20 protein-coding genes, 1 tRNA gene and 1 pseudogene are annotated in these 20722 nt (G+C 62.7%); 7 read left to right on the forward strand and 15 right to left on the reverse strand.

All coding sequences use genetic code 11. The features are described from left to right. The 6 genes from Q0S16_RS08650 to Q0S16_RS08675 form a co-directional block, all read right to left on the reverse strand. A partial coding sequence (locus tag Q0S16_RS08650) for a branched-chain amino acid ABC transporter permease (RefSeq protein ID WP_295847083.1) occupies positions 1 to 665 on the reverse strand: 665 nt, incomplete at its 3' end. Between the two features lie 12 nt (positions 666 to 677). Then, positions 678 to 1556 carry a polysaccharide deacetylase family protein gene (locus Q0S16_RS08655; protein WP_295847085.1) on the reverse strand — a complete coding sequence of 293 codons (879 nt, stop codon included), beginning with the start codon at positions 1554 to 1556 and terminating at the stop codon, positions 678 to 680. Next, complete coding sequence (locus Q0S16_RS08660) at positions 1556 to 2245, reverse strand: fumarylacetoacetate hydrolase family protein (RefSeq protein ID WP_295847171.1); 690 nt, start codon at positions 2243 to 2245, stop codon at positions 1556 to 1558. The genes Q0S16_RS08655 and Q0S16_RS08660 overlap by 1 nt, the downstream gene beginning before the upstream one ends. A 17-nt stretch (positions 2246 to 2262) precedes the next feature. Next, entirely contained in the window at positions 2263 to 3162 is a 900-nt protein-coding gene (locus tag Q0S16_RS08665) for a polysaccharide deacetylase family protein (RefSeq protein WP_295847086.1), read from the reverse strand. Between the two features lie 111 nt (positions 3163 to 3273). Next, entirely contained in the window at positions 3274 to 3927 is a 654-nt protein-coding gene (locus Q0S16_RS08670) for a cysteine hydrolase (RefSeq protein WP_295847088.1), read from the reverse strand. Between the two features lie 5 nt (positions 3928 to 3932). Continuing rightward, positions 3933 to 5174 (reverse strand): alpha/beta hydrolase family protein, encoded by a 1242-nt coding sequence (locus tag Q0S16_RS08675; RefSeq protein ID WP_295847089.1) that lies wholly within the window; start codon positions 5172 to 5174, stop codon positions 3933 to 3935. A gap of 229 nt (positions 5175 to 5403) precedes the next feature. Between Q0S16_RS08675 and Q0S16_RS08680 the strand changes: the two genes are divergently transcribed. Next, positions 5404 to 6156 (forward strand): GntR family transcriptional regulator, encoded by a 753-nt coding sequence (locus Q0S16_RS08680; protein WP_295847091.1) that lies wholly within the window; start codon positions 5404 to 5406, stop codon positions 6154 to 6156. Positions 6157 to 6281: 125 nt separating this feature from the next. On the opposite strand, the gene Q0S16_RS08685 is transcribed toward Q0S16_RS08680, so the two are convergent. After that, positions 6282 to 6358, reverse strand: a tRNA-Arg gene (locus Q0S16_RS08685). Between the two features lie 754 nt (positions 6359 to 7112). Between Q0S16_RS08685 and Q0S16_RS08690 the strand changes: the two genes are divergently transcribed. After that, entirely contained in the window at positions 7113 to 7718 is a 606-nt protein-coding gene (locus Q0S16_RS08690) for a hypothetical protein (protein WP_295847094.1), read from the forward strand. 6 nt (positions 7719 to 7724) lie between these two features. On the opposite strand, the gene Q0S16_RS08695 is transcribed toward Q0S16_RS08690, so the two are convergent. From Q0S16_RS08695 to Q0S16_RS08705, 3 genes and pseudogenes are all read right to left on the reverse strand, one after another. Beyond that, a complete protein-coding gene (locus tag Q0S16_RS08695) occupies positions 7725 to 8207 on the reverse strand; it encodes a CAP domain-containing protein (RefSeq protein WP_295847096.1) in 483 nt (160 codons plus the stop codon). 181 nt (positions 8208 to 8388) lie between these two features. Next, a pseudogene (locus Q0S16_RS26420) lies at positions 8389 to 8571 on the reverse strand (hypothetical protein); the annotation flags it as partial. Between the two features lie 370 nt (positions 8572 to 8941). Further along, positions 8942 to 9946 (reverse strand): 2-dehydropantoate 2-reductase, encoded by a 1005-nt coding sequence (locus Q0S16_RS08705; protein WP_295847100.1) that lies wholly within the window; start codon positions 9944 to 9946, stop codon positions 8942 to 8944. 135 nt (positions 9947 to 10081) lie between these two features. Between Q0S16_RS08705 and Q0S16_RS08710 the strand changes: the two genes are divergently transcribed. Further along, positions 10082 to 10705 carry a YidB family protein gene (locus Q0S16_RS08710; protein ID WP_295847102.1) on the forward strand — a complete coding sequence of 208 codons (624 nt, stop codon included), beginning with the start codon at positions 10082 to 10084 and terminating at the stop codon, positions 10703 to 10705. Positions 10706 to 10739: 34 nt separating this feature from the next. Continuing rightward, complete coding sequence (locus Q0S16_RS08715; protein WP_295847103.1) at positions 10740 to 11006, forward strand: GlsB/YeaQ/YmgE family stress response membrane protein; 267 nt, start codon at positions 10740 to 10742, stop codon at positions 11004 to 11006. 67 nt (positions 11007 to 11073) lie between these two features. Here the strand turns inward: Q0S16_RS08715 and Q0S16_RS08720 are convergent, their stop codons facing one another. Further along, positions 11074 to 11856, reverse strand: coding sequence for an SDR family oxidoreductase (locus Q0S16_RS08720; RefSeq protein ID WP_295847105.1), 783 nt, complete (start codon positions 11854 to 11856; stop codon positions 11074 to 11076). A gap of 253 nt (positions 11857 to 12109) precedes the next feature. Here Q0S16_RS08720 and Q0S16_RS08725 point away from each other — a divergent pair, with 253 nt between their 5' ends. The 3 genes from Q0S16_RS08725 to Q0S16_RS08735 all read left to right on the forward strand — a co-directional run bounded on the left by Q0S16_RS08725 (position 12110) and on the right by Q0S16_RS08735 (position 15317). Continuing rightward, a complete protein-coding gene (locus tag Q0S16_RS08725; protein WP_295847108.1) occupies positions 12110 to 13174 on the forward strand; it encodes an acyl-CoA dehydrogenase family protein in 1065 nt (354 codons plus the stop codon). A 37-nt stretch (positions 13175 to 13211) separates the two neighbouring features. After that, positions 13212 to 14372, forward strand: coding sequence for an acyl-CoA dehydrogenase family protein (locus Q0S16_RS08730; RefSeq protein WP_295847110.1), 1161 nt, complete (start codon positions 13212 to 13214; stop codon positions 14370 to 14372). A gap of 138 nt (positions 14373 to 14510) precedes the next feature. Then, positions 14511 to 15317: an enoyl-CoA hydratase/isomerase family protein gene (locus tag Q0S16_RS08735; RefSeq protein WP_295847111.1), complete on the forward strand. Its 807-nt coding sequence runs from the start codon at positions 14511 to 14513 to the stop codon at positions 15315 to 15317. Positions 15318 to 15362: 45 nt separating this feature from the next. Here the strand turns inward: Q0S16_RS08735 and Q0S16_RS08740 are convergent, their stop codons facing one another. The 4 genes from Q0S16_RS08740 to Q0S16_RS08755 all read right to left on the reverse strand — a co-directional run bounded on the left by Q0S16_RS08740 (position 15363) and on the right by Q0S16_RS08755 (position 20462). Next, the gene (locus tag Q0S16_RS08740; protein ID WP_295847114.1) at positions 15363 to 17489 is read right to left on the reverse strand and encodes an acetate--CoA ligase family protein; all 2127 of its coding nucleotides are present in this window, start codon (positions 17487 to 17489) and stop codon (positions 15363 to 15365) included. A 36-nt stretch (positions 17490 to 17525) separates the two neighbouring features. Further along, positions 17526 to 18278 (reverse strand): hypothetical protein, encoded by a 753-nt coding sequence (locus Q0S16_RS08745; RefSeq protein ID WP_295847116.1) that lies wholly within the window; start codon positions 18276 to 18278, stop codon positions 17526 to 17528. Position 18279: 1 nt separating this feature from the next. After that, positions 18280 to 19068: an enoyl-CoA hydratase gene (locus Q0S16_RS08750; protein WP_295847117.1), complete on the reverse strand. Its 789-nt coding sequence runs from the start codon at positions 19066 to 19068 to the stop codon at positions 18280 to 18282. A 188-nt stretch (positions 19069 to 19256) separates the two neighbouring features. Continuing rightward, complete coding sequence (locus Q0S16_RS08755) at positions 19257 to 20462, reverse strand: ABC transporter substrate-binding protein (protein WP_295847118.1); 1206 nt, start codon at positions 20460 to 20462, stop codon at positions 19257 to 19259. Positions 20463 to 20722: the final 260 nt, after the last annotated feature.

Genomic DNA, 20722 nt, shown 5'->3' on the forward strand with positions numbered 1-20722 from the left:
CTGAAGGTCAGGATCTCGGCATCCGCCGACGGGTATAGCGAAAGAAAGGCGCCGCCCATCAGGCCGCCGAGCCCGGCCAGCGCCGATCCGAACAGGAAGGTGAAGAGGAAGACGCGCTGGATGTTGACGCCGGAGGCCTCGACCATTTCGGCGTCGTCAACGCCGGCGCGGATCAGGGCGCCCAGCCGGGTGCGATTGAGCAGCAGCCAGAGCCCGACGAACACCACGATCCCGGTCACCAGCACGAACAACCGATAGGTCGGATAGAACGTGCCGAACACCTTCATGCCGCCCCGCAGCAATTGCGGGATCGGCACCGTGAAACTGTCGCCGCCAAAGATCACCAGCGACAGATCATTCAGGAAGAAGGCGACGCCCAGCGTCAGCAGTACCTGGCGCAGCTCGTTGCCGCGGACGAATCGCAGCAGGCCCTGGTCGAGCACAAAGCCGATCGCGGCGATCGCCAGCATCGCGCCGATGCCGCCGAGCACGAAGCTGCCGGTATGGGTCGCGACCGTATAGCCAACATAGCCACCGAACAGATAGAGCGCACCATGGGCCAGGTTGACGATCCGCAACAGGCCGAAGATCAACGTGAAGCCGCTGGCCACCACGAACAGCAGCGCCGCGAAGGTCAGGCCGTTGAGGATTTGAAAGAAGCTCATTCCTGATCTTGCCTATGGTGCCGCTGGACCGACCGTGAGGTACCAGTCCAGAATCTGCTCGCCGGTCATGAAGACCACATCCGATTTCTGCTGGATGGTTTCGAAGATGCGGCGGAAATGCTTCAGGCGATGCGGTGCGCCCATGATGTAGGGATGCACAACCAGTGCCATGATCCGGGCTGAATCGACTGAGTCTTCATAAATCTGCTCGAACTGGTCGATGGCCCGGTCGTAATATTCGGATGCCTTGTGGTGCTGGATCAGCATCATCGCGACGTCGTTGCATTCCTGCGTATAGGGGACGTTGACGATCGGCGTCGTGGTGGTCTTCAGCCATACCGGCTGGTCGTCGAGCACCCAGTCGGCGACATAGTCGTAGCCTTCGAGCTTCAACAGATCCGGGGTTTCCCAGGTCTCGGTCAGGCCGGGACCGAGCCAGCCGCGCGGCCGCTTGCCGGTAGCGGCCTCGATCACATCGGCGGTCTTGCGGATGTCGTCGCGCTCGTTCTCGACCTTCTGCATGTTGCGCTGGGTGAAGCCGTGCCCCATGAATTCCCAGTTGCGCGCCTTCGCCGCGTCCACGATCGGCGGATAGGCGGCGATCGCCGCGCCGTTGATCGCCAGCGCCGCCGGAATTTTGTAGTCGTCGAACACTTTCAGCAGGCGCCAGAACCCGACGCGATTGCCGTATTCGTGCCAGGCCCAGTTCGGAATGTCCGGCGTCGGCGAGCCGCCCGCCGGCGGCGTCAGCACGGTACGCGGCATGGTCTGCGTCGCATCCCATTCCTCGACATTGACGATTACCCACACCGCCATGCGGTTGCCATTCGGCAGCTTGAGCGGCGCGCGCGTCGCGATCGGCGAATAGGCAATGCGTTCGGTCGGCAGCATCAATAGGGCTCCGGCGAGGTGATGGTGATACCGAGTGACGGCAGCCCCTCGATGCGGGCGTCGATCACGTCGCCGGGCACGATCGGACCGACGCCGGCGGGGGTGCCGGTATAAATCAGATCGCCCGGCTCGAGCTTCATCTGCTGCGACAGCTGCGCCACGATTTCAGGCACGGTCCAGATCATCTGGCCGATGTCGCCGCGCTGCTTTTCGATGCCATTGACCGACAGCGTGATGGCGCAGCCACTGAAGTGCCGGGCGTCGCGCGCCGGCGCGATCGCGCCACACGGCGCGGACGCATCAAAACTCTTGCCGGCTTCCCACGGCAGCTTGAGGTCACGCGCCTCGCGCTGACGGTCGCGGCGGGTCAGATCGATGCCAACCGCATAGCCCCAGATATATTCCAGCGCTTCCTCGGCATCGATGTTGCGCCCGGCACGGCCGATCGCGATCACCAGCTCGACCTCGAACTGGAAATCGTCGGTAAAGGGAGGATACGGCACGCGCGAACCATCCGGCACCACGGAATCACGTGGCTTCTGGAAAAAGAACGGCGGATCGCGCTCGTCTGCCTCGCCCATCTCACGAATATGGTCGAGATAGTTGCGGCCGACGCAGTAGACGCGGCGCACCGGAAAAAAGCCGCCACCCACCACCGGCACGCCGGTGACGGGAATGGCGCGGAGCATCTGCTGCGAGGTCACGTTCACGCCCCGGATTCCATCTCGGCCTTCCGGCCCTGATACCAGTCGAGGATCTGCTCGCCGTTCCAATGCACGACGCCTTCGTGCTGGTTGAAATAGTCGTAGAGCTCTTCGAGATATTTGATTCGGAACGGCTGGCCGGAGATGTAGGGGTGGATCGCCAGCGACACGATCTTCGGACGCTCGGCGCTCTCCAGATACAGCCGGTCGAAGGTATCGATCGCCCGCTTCTTGAAATGGTCGCTCTCGTGGTGCTGCACCATCATCATCGGGATGTCGTTCAACTCCACCGTATAGGGCAGCGTCACCAGCGGGCCCTTGGCGGTGTTGATGGTGGTCGGCTCATCGTCATAGACCCAGTCGCCGATATATTTGACGCCAGCCTCGGCAAGATATTCCGGCGTGTCCAGCGTCTGCGTCAGGCCGGGTCCGAGCCAGCCCACCGGGCGCTTGCCGGTGAAATTCTCGATCACGTTCATGGCGCGGTCGATCATCGCCCGCTGGTCCGGCTCCTTGTGAATGGGGCCCTGCTCATAGGCGTGGCCCATGAATTCCCAGCCGGCATCCTTGGCGGCCTGGGCCACGCGCGGATAATCCTCGCAGACCCGGGCGTTGATCGACAGCGTCGGCGCGATGCCATGCTTCTTGTAGAGGTCGAAGAAGCGCCAGACACCGACGCGCATGCCGTATTCGTGCCAGCTCCAGTTCGGCACGTCGGGCAGCAGCGCCACGCCGGTCGGCGCCGGGATCACCTGCCGTGCCATCGGCTTGGCAATGTCCCAGACTTCCAGATTCACGATGGTCCAGATGATGATCTTGGCGCCGCCGGGCAGCTTCATCCTTGGGCGGTCGACAATCGCGGAATAGTCGCAGCGTTCGCGCGGAAGCATGGGGCCGGTCATGGGTTGGTTCCCTTTGGGGTGATATTGTTTGGATGGATCACGCCGCCTTGGCGGTGACGATCCGTGGAACGCGCAAGTGCCGATGCCGCGGACAGTTCGCGGCGAGAGGCTTCAACCATGGGCAGCAGCCTTGTTCGCAGCCAAACCGTCCAGTTTCATCACCGCGTCGGTGTCCATCACCAGGCCAAAGGCGGTGCGGATGCAGGCCAGACCCGCTTCATGCAGCGCCGACCCATCCATGCTGTCGACGCAGTCCTCGACCACGATCACCGCGTAATCCCGGACGTTGGCCGCCGTGGTGGTCGCCAGCACGCAGGAATTGGTGTTCACGCCGGTGATCAGGAGCGTGTTGATGCGGTGCGAGCGCAGTAGGAAATCGAGATCGGTGCCGAGAAAGCAGTCGTAGCGCTTCTTGGTATCGACGATGAAATCGCGGGGATCGAGCAGATCCGGCATCACCGTGCAGCCTGGGCCGCCGGCGATGTTGTGGCGCATCACGTTTTTGCGCGTCGCCCGCGGATCTTCCGCGCGGGTCCGCCAGAACGGGTTGGCGCGAATTTCCTTTGCGTCGCGATAGGACGTGACCTGATGGATCACCGGAATGTCGACTGAGCGACACCAGTCAAACAATCGCTTGTTGGCCGCGATGATCCTTGTCGCCACATCCGGCGTGGTCGGCATCGTTGCGACCGACATGTCGAGATGACCGCGATGCAGGTCGATCGCGACGACGGCAGCCTTGATGTGGTCAACGCCGAGATTCATGATCATCATACCAGCGGGTTGAACGAAGTCTTGAGCAGCGCACGCTGATCGATCCCGAACTTGTCGGCAAGCCAGTCGGCCAGCACCTCCTGCCCGATGGTCGGGTTGTCATGCTGGCAATGCTCGGCACCGGTCTCATCAGGTTCGAGCACGCGCATCGTGGCATCGACGCCGTTGGCAATGGCATGATCATAGGTAGAGCGCGCCGCGGTCACCGTCAGCACGTCGTGGCCGCCATGCAGCACCAGATAGGGACACTTCATATGCTCGAGATGGCCCTTCAGGGTGAACGGCTTCATTAATTCATGCGCATCCTTCATGGTCTTGACGCCAAACACCCAGCGGATGTGCATCGCCAGCCCGAAATCGTCGCCCTTCTGTCCCCACATGTCGTGAACCGACCATACCGCGCCATGCGAGATCGTCGCCGCCAACCGCGGCTCGTAGCAGCCGGCGCGCGCGGCATAGTAGCCGCCCATGCTGGAGCCACACACCGCGATCTTGGAGGCGTCGACATCGGCGCGCCGCGCCAGCCAGTCGATGCATTTGCCGACCGGCACTTCGGAATCGGCGCGGGTGGCAAGACCATGACGTCGCAGCGTACCGCCCTGACCGGGCAGATCGACCATCAGCACCGAGATGCCGCGTTGCAGACAGCCATGGGCCTGCATGAACCACATCTCATCCTTGATGGAATCGAGGCCACCCATGCAGATCAGCACTGGCAATTTCTTGCCGGGAAACGGGGCGCGGATGAAATAGCCGCACATCGGCTTGCCGTCCTCGTACGGGATGTCGACCACTTCGCCGGGCGGATTGAGATAGGAAATGAATTTGTGCGAGCAGGCCTCCATCTTCTCGAAGGTCGGCAGCCGGCGCGGGTCGATCGGCTCGAGGTGGAATTCGGCCTGGCGGTAGTAGTCGGCGGCACGGAGGAAGCAGTTCATCGCGGTGCGGATGTGACCGAGCTTTTCCTCGGCCAGACCGCGCTGCCAGTTGTTATCGGCAATCACCATCCATTCCTTGTGCCAGCTCTCGAGATCGCCGGGGATCATTCGGGATCCCGCCAGCATGATCTCGCTGACGCTGCCGCCACCTTCCTGGCTTTCGCCGAGGCCGCGGCGAAACTGGTAGGCCAGCCAGGGGTGCTCCGGCCAGTGATGCCATCCGAATGGCTCGTAATGCGGGCCGCGATCGGCGGTGATCTCCTCGATCGCGTTTTCGTTGATGGGCTTCACGGCTGCCATGGACGTACACGCCTCTAGCTTCGTTAGGGTGCGTGCATCTTTGCGATACAAGGCCGGGAGTCAACGACAATTACATACACTTTATCCGCAGCACACCATTTAAGCGTCACGCTCTATTTTTAGGCGGCATTTTTTGCCAGATAAATAGCGCTTTCTTGTTGTGGGAAAAATGTCCAGACTGAAGTAAATCGAAACTGTATTCACTCGTCCGGTCCGGGAGGACTATCTGATGCTTGATCCGTCCGTCCCGCCCGAAGCTTCCGCGCTGATCCGCGCTGGCAATCGCTCGCTATCCGTCATGGATCATATCCGCGAGGCGATCCTGAACGGCTCGGTCAGCGCCGGAGAACGCATCAACGAGGTCCGGGTCAGCAAGACGCTGGCGGTGTCCCGGACGCCAGTCCGCGCCGCGCTACAGGCACTGGCAGGCGAAGGCTTGCTGGACTATGCGCCGAACCGGGGCTTCACGGTGCGCGAGTTTCCGCTGGATGCGATCGTCGATGCCTATGAAATCCGTGCTTCGCTGGAAGGCGTGGCCGCCCGCTTCGCGGCCGAGCGCGGGCTGAGCACCGAGGAACGCGCCGTCATCGAACAAAGCCTCGCCGCCGGCGACAGACTGCTGGCGCGAGGCACGCTGGAATCCGGCGACATCACGATCTATCGCGACATCAACGGCGACTTCCACGACGCACTGCTGCTCGCCGCCCGCAACCGCATGCTCGCGGAGATGATACGGATCTGCCACCATGTCCCGGTGTCGTCGAGCCGCAACATTGTCGTGTTCGAATATCGCGACGTCCGCCGCCGCCATGACGACCACCATCGCATTTTCGAGGCCATTCTGGCGCAAGAGCCGCACCGCGCGGAAATGCTGATGCGCGAGCACGTCTCCGGCGTGAAGGCGTCGCTGGTGAGGTCGCTTACCGGGCATGATGCCAGCACAAACCGGGTCAATCGCCCGGTGCCCGCGGCGACCGAATAGCAATACGGTCTATAAACCCGAGTTGCTGGCCCGGCCCGCCATCCGGAGCCTCGCGGCTGAATTCGGCTTCGCCAGGCGCGCACAAACGCACTTCGAAACTGGCTATGCCGCTAAGGCTGGAAAGATGGCGATCCCGGCATGACTCGAACATGCGACCTACGGTTTAGGAAACCGTCGCTCTATCCGGCTGAGCTACGGGACCGCGAACCCGCGCGATGAGCGGGCACATCGGAAATTGCATACCAGAGCTCTGGAGATATCGCCAGCCCACGACAGCGATGTCGCCACGTTTCTGCCATCGGCAAGCGCCGCGCCCAGCGACCTCATACCGGTTTGAAGACCCCTGCCGTCCATGCTCGGAACATGGGGCGCGGCGCGAGTTCGCCCGTCATCAGTTGAGAACCCCGTCGAAAAGAAGAGGCTCGATGAACAGGATCATACTTCCTGCCACCGCCGCCGTGGCGGCCGGACTGGCGTATCTCACGTTCTCGCGCAGGACCCCGTGCACCGGCATGCCGCGGTGAGCCAGTCCTACGCTTATGGTCCTGGTGACTATGGCTATCGCGATTGCGGCTTCTGGAATGCAGATGTCGCGGCGGGAATTGTTGGCACTGCCGGCGCCATCGCCGCCGCGGCTTTCCAGGAATTCCCATGATCGGCCGGTCTAAACTCGAGACTCCTACGCGCGTAGTAATGATTTGCTGTGTCCGCCCGGCAGGTGGTTTCGCTGCGAGCGTGGTAATCGACTCATCTGCCCGTCAGGATTGCAGATTAGTTGCGGATAAGCGGCCAGCCGCCCGCTTATCCGTTTCCCAATGGCCACACCCGGACACCGCATCGCGCCACATCGCTAAAATCGTCGATAAATTGTTGTCGGCCAGTTGAAAACGGCCGTGATAATAGCGACAAGAAATGTGTGGTATCTTTCTCCCGATCTTTGTTTGGATTAACTGATTTTGGCGATAGCGAAAAAAAAGACGCTGCTGGTTGGCGGCTGGCTATGCAGCCTGGCGCTGTTGTCGACGCAGGCGCAGGCGCAGTGGTGGACGGCCGCCCCTGCCGATTATGAAGAATGCGCCGAGCGCGTGGAAAGTTCTTCGGCGTCGCGCCCCGACAGGACGACGCTTTTGTCGGATTGTGACAGCAAGTTTGCCGGACGGCGAAAGCCCGGCGGCGGCTACACATATTTCGATTTCATGCAGAACCGTAGCTTTGATATTGCCGGTCCGAATCCGACCACCACCGAGCAGCGAGCGATCGACGAGCAATACACCAGTTATCTCGACACCCATCGCCGCAGCTTCATGGCCGATGCCGCCGCCGAGAAGCAAAGAGAGCAGCAGCAGGCCTCGCTCCAAACCGAACCGGTCGTCGCGCCGGCGCTCGTTCCGCCCAAAGAAGCCAAGGTGGCTAGTGTGCCCCGGGCCAAGCCGCGCCCCAAGGGACCCGACTGCACGGTGGAGCCGCTGGCCTGCGGCTGGTCCAAGCTTTCCTCGGGGTTAAAAAACATTACGGGTTCGTTGTTCGGGACCCCCTCTTCCGAAAAACAAAAACGGATCTGACTCTGCCTAGTCTGTAATGACCATCGCCCAGAACATCCGATAGGGCGATTTGGAGTTGGCGACCGAAGCGACGCCAACTTTGCGAGCGCCCGGCATCAGCAGATTCTCACGGTGCCCGGCGCTGTTTTCCCATTCGCGAAGCGTTTCCGGAAAAGTCAGGAAGCCCGCCGCGATATTCTCCGCCGCTTTCGACATGCGCAGTTTTGCCACCCGAACCAAAAACAATCCGCCAATTTCATGGCTGACCTTGCCGCTGACCGACATGGCCATGGCCTGCTGCAGGGCGACCGCGTTGAGACGGCCGTCCAGCGCAACGCTCGACAAGCCATGGGCCCTGCGGAACATGCTGATCTGGCCGGCGTAGTCGGCTGCGATGCAAGGGCTGACCCCACATGCCAGGGCCGCCATGACGACAAGCGACTTCCAGGAAGTCGCCGCTGCAGAAATATCGCGAAATAGAATATTGAAAATGCCCGGAATGATTCGCACCGGCGCGCACCTCGGGTGATGACCATGTCCGCCTGAAAGCGCGCGCGCCCAGGCGGACAGGGTGAACTAGTTGAGCTTATTTCTTGGCCTTCTTGGCCTTGCTCACCTTGGCCTTGGCGACCTTCGGCGCTGCCTTGGAGGCAGCCTTGGACACGGCCTTGACTACCTTCTTCGCCTTGCGACGGCGATGACCCAGCGGGATGCCGAGCTTGATGGCCTTCTGACGCAGCGAACCGCCGGTACGCTTCATGGCCTTGGAAATCTTCTCCAGCGGCGTCTGGGCCTTGGAATGCTCCTTCAGCGTCTTGACGTCTTCCTTGGTGTATTCACGACGAACGAGTTTCTTCTTTACTGCCTTGGCCATTGTAGCTCCGATTCTTACGTTGAAGTGGTCGATCGGCACACATGGCACCGATGATAGGAAGGATCAAACGTCCGGTTTGACGCGCAATTGCGTTCACCACCGTCAAATCACATCGCTATCTATACTAAAGATATGCGGAATGACATAGCCCTTGACGTCACAGATGGATGTTCTTCATCGCACTTGTTTTGTTCTCTAGGTGGTCGAAAAACGATTCGCGCGCGAAAATCGCCATGATTGCTACCAATTGATGGTTATCAGCGAACTAATGCACGCCTCCGGGGCCGATGGTTCGATAGCAAACATTCGCTGATCTCCGACAGGGGCATCAGACTACCTTTGCCGAATCTATAGCTGGAGTAATCCAGCGTTACGACTCACGAATATCCGCCGCTGTGAGTCCGGGGGAGCCCTTGCCGGCCTGCTCCGCGCGCCTGATCAGATTGACAACATGTCGCGTCAGCGGGATCCGCAGACCGGTCCGGCCGGCCAATTCGACGACTACACCCTGCAGATAGTCGATCTCGGTGCGACGTCCGTCCTGCAAATCCTCCCACATCGATGAACGCGCGCTGGCGTCGATCTTCATGGTTCGCCCGAGTACCAGGGCGAACAGAGCATCCGGCAGCCGCAGCAAGGCCGGAGTCATTCTCGCAGGTACAGGGGTTGGCGAAACCGGCCGGATGCCCGCCGCCTTCAGCACCGCGAGCGCCTCCATCATCTGATCGGCGATCAGGACACGCCAGGCGCGCTGCGCCAGTTGTTCACGCAACGGCAGACCGGACAGGGCATTCAGGGCGTTGTTCAAATTGATGAGCAACTTGCCCCATTGCACTCCAATGATGTCATCGGTCGGCCGCACCGCAAAATTCGGGACCGACAGAGCCGCGGCGGTGCCGGCGGCGTCGTGCTCAACAATGACGGCGCCGGATGTCGCGCGATGGAAGTGCGCATCGCTCAGGGACATGACGTTGAACGGCACCATGCCGCCGAGCACGACCCGGCCGGGCAACCGCTCGCTGAGCACCGCGACATTGCCGACACCATTCTGCAGGCTGACAATCACGGCGTCGTCCGGCGCGTGGCGCGCTATCAGCCCGGCGATCTCCGCCGTATCGGCACTCTTGACCGTGACCAGGACCGCACCGACCCCCTGCATCAGTTCAGCCGTGTCCGACAACCGCAACTGACGCGCGGCGACGCGACAATCAAGCCCGTCGATATCGGTGACCCGCAGTCCGTGGCTCAGGATCTGTTCGATGATGCGCGGCCGGGCCAGCAAACGGACGTCCCTGCCCGCCGCGGCCAGTACCCCGCCCGCAAAGCAGCCGATGCTACCCGCGCCCGCGATACAAATGGACTTTGTTGCGATCACTTCATCACCCGTTCATGGCGCAATCGGTAGTAACAAAATGCCGCTACGATGACTATCGTGCGGAACCGGGGCGCCTTGTAAGCGTCATACCGCATCGCTATGTTCCGTCTTGGGCTATCACCACAGGAGATCACCATGGGTTTGCTCGATATCCTCAACGGCATGCAGAATGGCCCGCGCGGCCCCAGCGATCCCAATGATACGAGCGGCGGAATGTCGCCGATCACCATGGCGATCCTGGCGATGCTCGCCTACAAGGGCTACAAGCACTTCACCGGTAATCAGAATGCGCCGGTCAATATTCCATCATCCTCGAATGCTACACAAGCCAGCCTGCCTGAACATGGTGCGTCGGGTGGCCTGGGCGAGATTCTCGGTGGCCTGTTCGGCGGACATCCCGGCCAGCCCCAGAGCGGCGGCATCGGTGATCTGTTGAAGGGCGGGCTTGGCGGCCTGCTCGCGGGCGGCGCTGCCGGCGGACTGATCAATGGCGGGCTCGGTGACCTGCTCAAGCAATTCCAGCAGAATGGCCAGGGAGAAACGGCGAATTCCTGGGTCGCCAATGGCCCCAACAAGCCGATCGCGCCAAATGATCTGGGCGCGGCGCTTGGAGCCGAACAGATCGATCAGCTGACGGCGCGAACCGGTATGTCGCGGGACCAACTGCTGTCCGAATTAAGCAATGAGCTGCCCGATGCGATCAATCACTTCACGCCGCACGGCCGCCTGCCGACCGACGACGAAGCCACAAGACTTTAACCCGTAGCCAACCATTATTTACAGGGAGAGCACCATGCTCTGGATTCTCTTCATCGGCTTCGTCGCGGGCATCATCGCCCGGATGCTATCGCCCGGCCCCAACAATCCCAGCGGATTCATCCTGACCACCGTGCTGGGCATTGCCGGCGCGTTTCTGGCAACCTTCATCGGCCAGCAGATCGGCCATTACGGCCCCAATCAGGGCGCCGGCTTCATCACCGCCACGCTCGGCGCTCTGGTGGTACTGTTCATCTGGAACAGGCTGGTGGCGCGCCGGGTGATTTCCGACCCGGGCGCATAGCCAGACTTCAATTGTTCACGAAAGAAGCCCCGGGTCGCGAACTGGGGCTTCTTACTGTCGCGGCGCGTCAGCTGAGGTGCATCCCCGCATCCATGCGGACGATTTCGCCGGTCATGTGACCCGACGGCGCGGTAGCAAGGAAGCAGATCAGATTGGCGATGTCCTCGGCCGTCGATGCCATCTTCAGCGGCACCCGCGCGATCACGGATTCGCGCACTTTCGCAGCGGCTTCGGCACCACGGCCCTTGGTGAACCATGGCGTATCGATATAGCCGGGACATACCGTATTGACGCGGATCAGCGGCGCCAGCGCCCTGGCCAGCGACAGCGTGACCGAATTCAACGCGCCCTTGCTGGCGGCGTAAGCGACCGACGATCCCGCCCCGGTCAGGCCCGCGATCGACGATACATTGACGACAGCCGCGGCGCGGCTGGAAGCCTTGGCACCGGCTTCCAGCAACGACCGCGCCGCGCGCACCATCTGGTATGGCCCGATGGTGTTGACGGCATAGATGCGCTGGAAGTCTTCGGCCGACAAACCGTCGAGATCATCATGCGGCACGTGCTTGGTGGTTCCGGCATTGTTGATCAGCGCGTCGATGCGGCCCCATGGCGCGGCGGCGGCAATGATCTTGCGGCAATCCTCGTCCTTCGAGACATCGCCCTGCACCACGACGACCTCCGCGGCGCCCGCCTTGCGACACAGTTCGGCGGTCGCTTCGGCTTCGTTCTGGCTTGAGGAGTAATTGATCACGATGCGGGCACCGTCCCGGGCAAGAATAGCCGCGGTGGCCGCGCCAAGTCCGGACGCAGATCCCGTAATCACGACGCACAAACCATCCTTCGACATCTGCATTTCCTCTGTCCATTTGTTGATCGTGGTTGCGATGTACCATGGCGACGGTCGGCCGGTATACAAGCGGCGCAACTCCGCTCCGCGGAATAAGGCCGGTTGGCGGGCGACCTCATGCCGTCACCGCAGGACGCCCTGCGGCGATCCGGCTTGTCTTCGCTCCGGCTTTTCCGCATCATCGATCGCAACAACATCAGCGCCCCATGCCCGGCATCCAGCCGAATGAGACGAGCGCCCACAAGGAAACGCAGTGACCGATACCGACAACATTGTGGCCGAGACCGCGCAGCGCATCTTCGCCGATTTTGCCGACGCGCAGACCATCAACCACAGCAAGGATGGCGCCTGGAAAGCGCCACTGTGGCAGGCGCTGACCGAGGCCGGCCTGCCTTTGTCATGGGTGCCGGAAGAGTGCGACGGCTCCGGCATCAGCATGGCCGAGGGATTTGCCGTGCTTAGCGCCGCCGGCCGTTTCGGCCTCGCCGTGCCGCTGGCCGAGACCATGCTGGCCGGCTGGCTGCTGGCGCGGGCCGGGATCGCCTCGCCGGAAGGCAAGATGACGGTGGCCCCGGCCAGCCCGAAGGACCGCATCACCCTCAATGCCGACGGCACCCTCAGCGGTCGCGCCCGCGGCGTGCCATTTGCCGGCGACGCCGCGCATATCGCGGTGATCGCCACCGGCATCGGCGGCGCCTCAATCGCGCTGGTCGCTTGCGGCGACTGCCGGATCGAAGCTGGACTTAATCTGGCGAATGATGCGTCGGACACCGTCAGCTTCGGCAATGTACGGCCGGTCGCTATCCAGCCGGCGCCAGCCGGCTGCGACCAAAACGCCTTGATGCTAATGGGCGCGCTGGCGCGCAGCCTGCAGATCGCCGGGACGCTGGAATCCATGCTCGATATCAGCGTGCGCTATTCAGGCGACCGCGTCGCCTTCGAGAAGAAGATCTCGAAATTCCAGGCCGTGCAGCACAACCTCGCGAGACTGGCAGGAGAGACCTCCGCCGCGCTGGCTGCCGCCGGCTCCGCCGCCGATGCGCTGTCAAACAGCACGACGTTCGATGACGCGATCTTTCTCGAAGTGGCTTCCGCCAAGATCCGCTGCTCGGAGGCCGCCGAAAAAGGTGCCGCCATCGCGCACCAGGTGCATGGCGCGATCGGCTTCACCCAGGAGCACATCCTGCATCGCTTCACGCTGCGTGCGCTGGCATGGCGCGATGATTTCGGCAGCGAGAGCTACTGGGCCGTCGAACTCGGCAAGCTGATAGCTGCCCGCGGCGCTGACGAGCTGTGGCCGCTGGTCGCTTCGCGCTGATCCCGACATATAGATTTCTTGAAGAAGCGAGATTTTCATGACCGCAGCCCTGCATTTCGATCCCATCCGCCTGCCTCCGGAATGCGAGGTGCTTCGCCAGGAAGTGCGTGCCTTCCTCGCCGAGGAAATCGCCGCCGGCACCTTCGACCCGCACAAGCCGCAGCGCGAGGATTCCGACGCACCGGAATTCTCCCGTCGCGTCGGCGAGCGCGGCTGGCTCGGCATGACCTGGCCGAAGCAATATGGCGGCCATGAGCGCAGCTTTCTGGAGCGCTACGTCATCACCGAGGAAATGCGCGTGGCGAATGCGCCGACGCGGCGCTTCTTCGTTGCCGACCGGCAGAGCGGCCCGGTGCTGCTCAAATACGCCCCCGAGCACATCAAGATGGATATCCTGCCGCGCATCTGCCGCGGCGAGGTCTGCTTCTCGATCGGCATGAGCGAGCCGAATTCCGGTTCCGACCTGTTCGCCGCCAACACCAAGGCCACCAAGACCGACGGCGGCTGGCTGATTAACGGCAGCAAGATCTGGACGACCTCGGCGCATATCGCCGACTACATGATCGCGATCTTCCGCACCTCGCCTTCCACCAAGGAAAACCGCCGCCACGGCCTGACCCAGTTCCTGGTCAATATGAAAAAGCCAGGCATCGCGGTGAACCCGATCGCGCAGATTACCGGGCAGTATGAATTCAACGAGGTGGTATTCACCAATCATTTCGTGCCCGACGACCACATGCTCGGCGAGCTCGACAGCGCCTGGAAGCAGGCGACCTCCGAACTGGCCTATGAGCGCTCCGGCCCGGAACGCTTTCTCGAAACCTATTACGTGCTCACTGAGCTGGTGCGCGCAGTCGGCAAGAACCCCGATACAAGGAGCGCGGAAGGCATTGGCCGCCTCGTGGCGCAGCTGCACACGATGCGGCGAATGTCGGTGTCGGTGGCCGGGATGCTGCAGGCCGGCAAGGAGCCGGTGGTGGAAGCCTCCATCGTCAAGGACATCGGCACCATCTGGGAGCAGCAGCTGCCGCACCGCGTCCGTGAACTCGCCGCCTTCGTCGACGCCGACGCGACCAATCACGCCACGTTGGACGAAATGCTGTCCTTCGCCATCAAGGTGGCGCCGAAACTGACGATTCAGGGCGGTACCACCGAAGTGCTGCGCGGCATTATCGCGCGCGGTTTGGGGCTGCGGTGATCTGTCATTCCGGGGCGCGAGGGCGCGGCCCGAGCGAACCCGGAACCTCGACATAATTGAACACATCCAGATTCCGGATGCGCACTCGGCCGCGCCGTGCGCGCCCCCGGAATGACGACCATCAGAATGAGGAACACCATGACCACCTACAAAGACATCGCCGTTGAGACCCGCGGCCATATTGCGATCATCGAGATCCGCAAGCCGCCATTCAACTTCTTCGACATCCTGCTGATCCAGCAGATCGCCGATGCGCTAGACGGGATCGACGCCAATCCGGAAATCCGCGCGACGGTGCTGTGCGCCCAGGGCAAGGCATTCTGCGCCGGCGCCGATTTCAGCGATCCGAACCGCAAGGAGACCGAAGCCGCGGCCAAGAGCGGCGACCCCGCCGACAATCTCGGCTCGATCGGCCATCTCTATATGGAGGCGGTACGCATCTTTCGCGCTAAAAAGCCGATCGTCGCGGCGGTGCAGGGCGCGGCGATCGGCGGCGGGCTTGGCCTCGCGGTGTCGGCGGATTTCCGCGTGGCCTGCCCGGAAGCGCGCTTTGCCGCGAACTTCACCAAGCTCGGCTTCCACCCCGGCTTCGGCCTGACGGTGTCGCTGCCGGAAGTAGTCGGCAAGAACAATGCCGAGCTGATGTTCTACACCAGCCGCCGCGTCGGCGGCGAAGAAGCGCTGAAGATGGGCCTGGTGAACGTGCTGGTGCCGCTGGATCAGGTGCGTGACGCCGCCATCAAGCTGGCGGAAGAGATCGCCGAATGCTCGCCGCTCGGCCTGCTGTCGACCCGCGCGACCATGAAGGCCAACCTCGCCGACCGTGTGGCGAAGGCCACCGAGCACGAATTGTCGGAGCAGACCCGCCTGCGCGCGACCGAGGACTTCAAGGAAGGCGTCAAGGCGACCGAAGAACGCCGCGTGGCGAATTTCAAGGGCCGATAAACATTGCCCTGCGTCGTCCCCGCGAAAGTGGGGGCGACGCTTTGACTACGGGTTTTTTCGTACCACCAGCGCATCGACGATGGTGACGCCCTCGCCGTGCGGATGCACCAGCACCGGGTTGAGCTCGATCTCCGCCAGATCATTCTTGAATTGCGCGGCTAATTGCGACACCTGCGCGATCAATGCCGCCAGCGCCGGGACGTCAGCCTTCGCCGCGCCACGGAATCCATTGAGCAACGGCGCGGCCTTCAATTCGCCAAGCATGGCCACCGCCTCGGCGAGGCTGACCGGCGCCGGCCGATAGACGACATCCCTGAACAATTCCGCCGTCACGCCGCCGAGGCCGACCATGATCATCGGTCCGAACGTGGCATCCAGCAGCGTGCCGACAATGATCTCGACGCCCGGCCTGGCCATCGGCGCGACCAGCACGCCCTGCAGGACGGCCTCCGGCCGATGGTGCCGCGCGTTGGCGAGCAGCGCATCATAGGCGAATGCCGCCTGTTCCGGCGTCAGGATGTTGACCCGTACACCGCCGACCTCGCTCTTGTGCGGGATGTCGCGCGACTGGATTTTCAGCACCAGCGGAAGGCCGATCCGGGCGACGGCCTCATTCAGCTCCGCCTTCGCGGTCACCAGAACCTCGTCCGGCAAGGCCACGCCGGCGGCGCGCAGCAACGATTTGCTGTCGTACTCCGACAAGGTCGCCGAAGTCAGACGTGCGGCCAGATTTTCCAGCGCCGGATTTGTCGCAGTCGCCGGTGACAGGCTGAAGGTTGAATAGTTAACCAACTGACTCAGCGCCACGGCCACATGCGTCAGTCCCGACAGCACCACGACACCCGACTCCGCAAGCCCGTTGCGCGCATAGAGCGACGGCAGCGTGTAGGACCAGAACACGATCGGCTTACGCTGCCCGTCCATCAGCGGCGTCAGCTCCGGCTGCTTGAACGGCATCCGCGTCTCGCTCGACAGCGAGATCACCACCAGAATGATGTCGACCTCATCGGAGACCTCGAGCAGATCGAGGGTCTTCTGCAGCCCGCCACTGTGTACGGCCTGGGCGGTGATATCGATCGGGTTGCGCGGCGAGCCGTAGGACGGGATCATCCCGCGGATCTTCGCCTGCACCGCCTCCGACAATTCAGGCACCTGCAGGCCCTGCGCCGACACCGCATCGGCGGCCCAGATGCCGGCGCCACCGGACACGGTGACGACGGCGACACGGTCGCCCTTCGGCCGCGGCGTGGTGGTCAGCACCGCGGCGATCGTGACGGCCTCGTCGAGATCGTGGGAAACGATAAAGCCGTATTTGGCGAACACCGCGTCATAGGCGGCACTCCAGCCGGCCATGCTCGCGGTGTGTGACGCCGCCGCGCGCCCGCCAGCGCCGGAGCGACCCACCTTGGTGACGATCACCGGCTTGCCGCTTTCGGCGGCGCGGCGCGCCGCGGTGAGAAATTTCTCGGTGTCACGGATGCCCTCGATGAACAACAGGATCACGTCGGTCGCCGGATCCTGCACCAGGTAATCCAGAAATTCACCGGCGCCGAGATCGGCCTCGTTACCGGTGGAGATCACGGTACTCAGCGCAATGCCGAGCGCCTTGGCGCGGTTGTAGATCGCAAAGCCGATGCCGCCGGATTGCGCGACGATACCGATCCGTCTGGTCGTGGCGAGCAGCCGCGGCTGCTCCGGCTTCACATCCACCGTCGGGCTGAAGGTGGCGGCGACACGCTTTAACTCATTATAGTATCCCTCGGCGTTGGGGCCCGAGATCCGCATCCCGGTCGATTGCGCCAGCGCTGCGATGGCGTCCTGCATGCCGGTGCTGTCGCCGCCCTCTTCCGCGAAGCCGGACGAGATGATGATCGCGTTTCTGACACCGACGGCGGCACATTCCCGCAGCGCCCCGAGCACGGCACGAGCAGGAATGATGACGATGGCGAGATCGACCGGCCCGCCGATCGAGGCCATCGACGGGTAACAGGTCAGGCCATGGATCTCGGCGTAGTTGGGATTGACCGGATAGATCGCACCGGGAAATGCGTTCTTGCGCAGAAACGCCAGCAGCAGCCCGGGGATCTTCTGCGCGTCGCGCGAGGCGCCGATGATGGCAATGCTGTCCGGAGCGAAAAACGAGTCGAGCGGATGGGTGCGGTTGGCGGCCATTGAAAGGACGTCCTTGTTTTTATGATTATGGGTGGCTCAGGCGACGATGTGAAACGTCACCCCGCCGAGCAGGAACGAATCGCCGCCACAGGGACAGCCGCGCGCGCGGGCCGCATGACGGACCTGCGCGACATCATTGACGCGAAAAACGAGCCCGGTCAGCGCATCGCTGCCGCCCGTGACGAAATGCAGACCGCAATTCACCAGCGCGATTTCAGGCTGGTCATGCGCGGACCGGCGCACCGGCGCACCGATGATCCGGCTCCAGTGCAGCGCCAGTCCCTCGGGATCGGGGCTTTGCAGCTCGACGCCGACCAGCGCCTGCGTGGTATCGTTACGGATCGACCGTTCCCAGTCCGGCCCCGCCGGCGGATAGGGACCGCGAATATCATCGCCGCCGTCGGTGTGATTGAACTCGATGAAGGCCGCGCGGCAGTCGCGCGGGTGCAGTTGCACGCCATGATAGGGCGGATGATCGATCACATGGGCGATCCGAACGCCGATCGACTCGGCATGGCGACCGCGTTCGTCGGGATCGTCGCAGGAGAAGATCGCCATATAGCCGCGGCTCTTGTCGAGAAAGCGGCCGGCCGCGGTACCATCCCGGGTCGGCGCCACGACTTCGAGCAGCATGGTATCGACCGGCAGCAACGCGTTCACGAGGCCGTATTTGGCGACATTCGGATCGCGGTAGCAGACCTCAAGTCCCAGAATGGCGGCGAGATGGCTCACCACCGGCTCCAGCCGCGGCGCCACCAGACAAATTTGGCGAAGCCGCGGGTGAGGCATCTCAGTGGCCCTGGAAAACAGGTTTGCGTTTTTCGACAAAGGCCTGCGCGGCCTCCTTGTGGTCGGCGGTCTCACTGCAGCGGGTATGATGGATGGCTTCGGCATCGAAGCAGGCTTCCAGCGTCATCGTCTCGGCATTATTGATGTTGCTCTTGATATAGCCGAGCGTGATCGACGGCCCCCGCGCCAGCGACATCGCCAGCTCATGCGCGGCCTTCTCGATGTCGGCGTCATCAACCACCTTCGACACCATGCCCAGCGCGAGGGCTTCCTGCGCCGTCAGCACCGGCGACAGCAGATACAGTTCGCGCGCCTTGGCGCTACCGAGCATCTGGGTGAGAAAGTAGGTGCCGCCATAATCGCCGGAGAATCCGACCTTGGCGAACGCCGTGGTGATCTTGACCGAGGCGCTGGCGACACGCAGGTCGCAGGCCAACGCGATCGACAGGCCCGCACCCGCGGCCGCGCCGTCGAGCTGCGCCACCACCGGCTTCGGCATCTGGTGCAGCAGGCGCGACACTTCCATGCCGCGGCGCAGATTGGCGCGCTTGGCTTCGAACGGCAGCGGCGCACGGCCGGCGGCCATCGACTTTACATCGCCACCGACACAGAAGGTGCCACCCGCGCCCTTCAGCAGCACCGCGCGGACGTCATGGTCCTCGGTGGCGCGCCGCGCCGCCGCGACCAGGCCCTCGGTCATCTCGACATTCAGCGCGTTGCGACGGTCCGGCCGGTTCATGGTGATGGTCAGCAGGCCATTGTCGAGCGACTGCAGAACGATGTCATTCATAAAAGTCACCTTTTTATTATTCGTTGTATTCACGGTTCGTCATTGCGAGGAGCCTTTGCGACGAAGCAATCCAGTTCTTTCGAAGTTGGCAGCTTCTGGATTGCCGCTTCGCTTCGCTACAGGGAAAGCCGATTGGCTTTCCCTGACCTCGCAATGACGGGGAGAGGCCGTTTTATGAAAGCTTCTTCTTACTTCTTCACCAGCGGGCAGCGCGAGGCTTCCAGCGGCTGGAACGCCTGCTCGCCGGGAACGGTGGCGAGCAGCTTGTAATTGTCCCAGCGACCTTTTGATTCCGACGGCTTCTTCACTTCGAACAAATACATGTCGTGCACCATGCGGCCATCCTCGCGGATGCGGCCGTTCTTGGCGAACATGTCGGTGATCGGCGTGTCCTTCATCAGCTTCATCACCGGCGCCGAATCGGTCGTGCCGGCGGCCTTGACGGCGTTCAGATAGTGCAGCACCGAGGAATAGACGCCGGCCTGTGCCGAGGTCGGCACGCGCTTGGTCCGCGCCTGGAAGCGCTTGGTGAAGGCGCGGGTTTCCTCGTTCAGATCCCAGTAAAACGCTTCCGCCAGGATCAGGCCCTGCGCGGTCTCAAGCCCGACGCTGTCGATGTCGGAGATGAAGGCCAGCAGCGGCGACAGCTTCTGCCCACCGCTCTTGGTCAGGCCGAATTCGGCGGCCTGCTTGACGGCATTGATGGTGTCGCCGCCGGCATTCGCGAGCCCGATGACCTTGGCTTTCGAGCTCTGCGCCTGCAGCAGGAACGACGAAAAGTCAGACGTGTTGAGCGGATGCTTGACGGTGCCGAGTACCTTGCCGCCGGATTTCAGGATCACCGCGGCGGTATCGCGCTCAAGATCCTGGCCGAAGGCGTAATCAGCGGTGAGGAAGAACCAGCTGTCGAGGCCGGCCTTGACGGTCGCCAGGCCGGTGACATTGGCCTGCGCATAGGTGTCGAACACGTAGTGCACGGTGTAGGGGCCGCAAGCTTCGTTGCTGAGCCGGATCGAGCCCGGGCCGTTGAACATGATGATCTTGTTGCGGGCACGGGCAATCTCGCTTGCGGCCAGCGCGGTGGCCGATGCCGCCACGTCAATGATCGCCTCAACGCCCTGATTATCGAGCATGTCGCGCGCAATGTTGGCCGAAAGATCGGCCTTGTTGAGATGGTCGGCGACCACGATCTCGATCTTGCGGCCGAGCACCTCGCCGCCGAAATCCTCCGCCGCCATTTTGGCCGCGGTTTCGCTGCCGACGCCGGTGATGTCGGCATAAAGGCCGGACATGTCGAGAATCGCGCCAAGCTTCAATGGTTTGGACTGCGCCATCGCCGCGTTTGCGGAAAAAGCCATCGCCGACGCCAGCAGTCCTGAAATAATTCTCTTCACAATTTCCTCCCTGGGAACGGCCCGCGGCATGATGAGCGGCGTTCGTTATTGTTGCTGCAATCATGGCGCAACGCGTCGCCAGCGGCAAGCCGAGCCGTGGGAAGAAAGTAGCTGTCGGGGCACTCGTAGCGGACACGGTGCAAGGCGCCTCCCCGGCAGGCGTCATGCACTGCGGAGCCGGGACTGCCAGCAACGCCGATGCCGGATTAATGTCCCGGCCGCGCGGAGCGGCGCGAAAAACAATGCCGCCCCGCGTCCGG

It is taken from the genome of Tardiphaga sp., from assembly GCF_025356345.1.
Taxonomy (GTDB): Bacteria; Pseudomonadota; Alphaproteobacteria; order Rhizobiales; family Xanthobacteraceae; genus Tardiphaga.

Bases quoted from the DNA above. Each gene is read 5' to 3' on its own strand.
- Q0S16_RS08675 (WP_295847089.1), bottom strand. From the start codon at position 5,174: ATGGCAGCCGTGAAGCCCATCAACGAAAACGCGATCGAGGAGATCACC.
- Q0S16_RS08660 (WP_295847171.1), bottom strand. From the start codon at position 2,245: ATGCTCCGCGCCATTCCCGTCACCGGCGTGCCGGTGGTGGGTGGCGGC.
- Q0S16_RS08665 (WP_295847086.1), bottom strand. From the start codon at position 3,162: ATGACCGGCCCCATGCTTCCGCGCGAACGCTGCGACTATTCCGCGATT.
- Q0S16_RS08730 (WP_295847110.1), top strand. From the start codon at position 13,212: ATGACCGCAGCCCTGCATTTCGATCCCATCCGCCTGCCTCCGGAATGC.
- Q0S16_RS08715 (WP_295847103.1), top strand. From the start codon at position 10,740: ATGCTCTGGATTCTCTTCATCGGCTTCGTCGCGGGCATCATCGCCCGG.
- Q0S16_RS08670 (WP_295847088.1), bottom strand. From the start codon at position 3,927: ATGAATCTCGGCGTTGACCACATCAAGGCTGCCGTCGTCGCGATCGAC.
- Q0S16_RS08720 (WP_295847105.1), bottom strand. From the start codon at position 11,856: ATGTCGAAGGATGGTTTGTGCGTCGTGATTACGGGATCTGCGTCCGGA.
- Q0S16_RS08745 (WP_295847116.1), bottom strand. From the start codon at position 18,278: ATGCCTCACCCGCGGCTTCGCCAAATTTGTCTGGTGGCGCCGCGGCTG.
- Q0S16_RS08750 (WP_295847117.1), bottom strand. From the start codon at position 19,068: ATGAATGACATCGTTCTGCAGTCGCTCGACAATGGCCTGCTGACCATC.
- Q0S16_RS08655 (WP_295847085.1), bottom strand. From the start codon at position 1,556: ATGCTGCCGACCGAACGCATTGCCTATTCGCCGATCGCGACGCGCGCG.
- Q0S16_RS08735 (WP_295847111.1), top strand. From the start codon at position 14,511: ATGACCACCTACAAAGACATCGCCGTTGAGACCCGCGGCCATATTGCG.
- Q0S16_RS08710 (WP_295847102.1), top strand. From the start codon at position 10,082: ATGGGTTTGCTCGATATCCTCAACGGCATGCAGAATGGCCCGCGCGGC.
- Q0S16_RS08680 (WP_295847091.1), top strand. From the start codon at position 5,404: ATGCTTGATCCGTCCGTCCCGCCCGAAGCTTCCGCGCTGATCCGCGCT.
- Q0S16_RS08740 (WP_295847114.1), bottom strand. From the start codon at position 17,489: ATGGCCGCCAACCGCACCCATCCGCTCGACTCGTTTTTCGCTCCGGAC.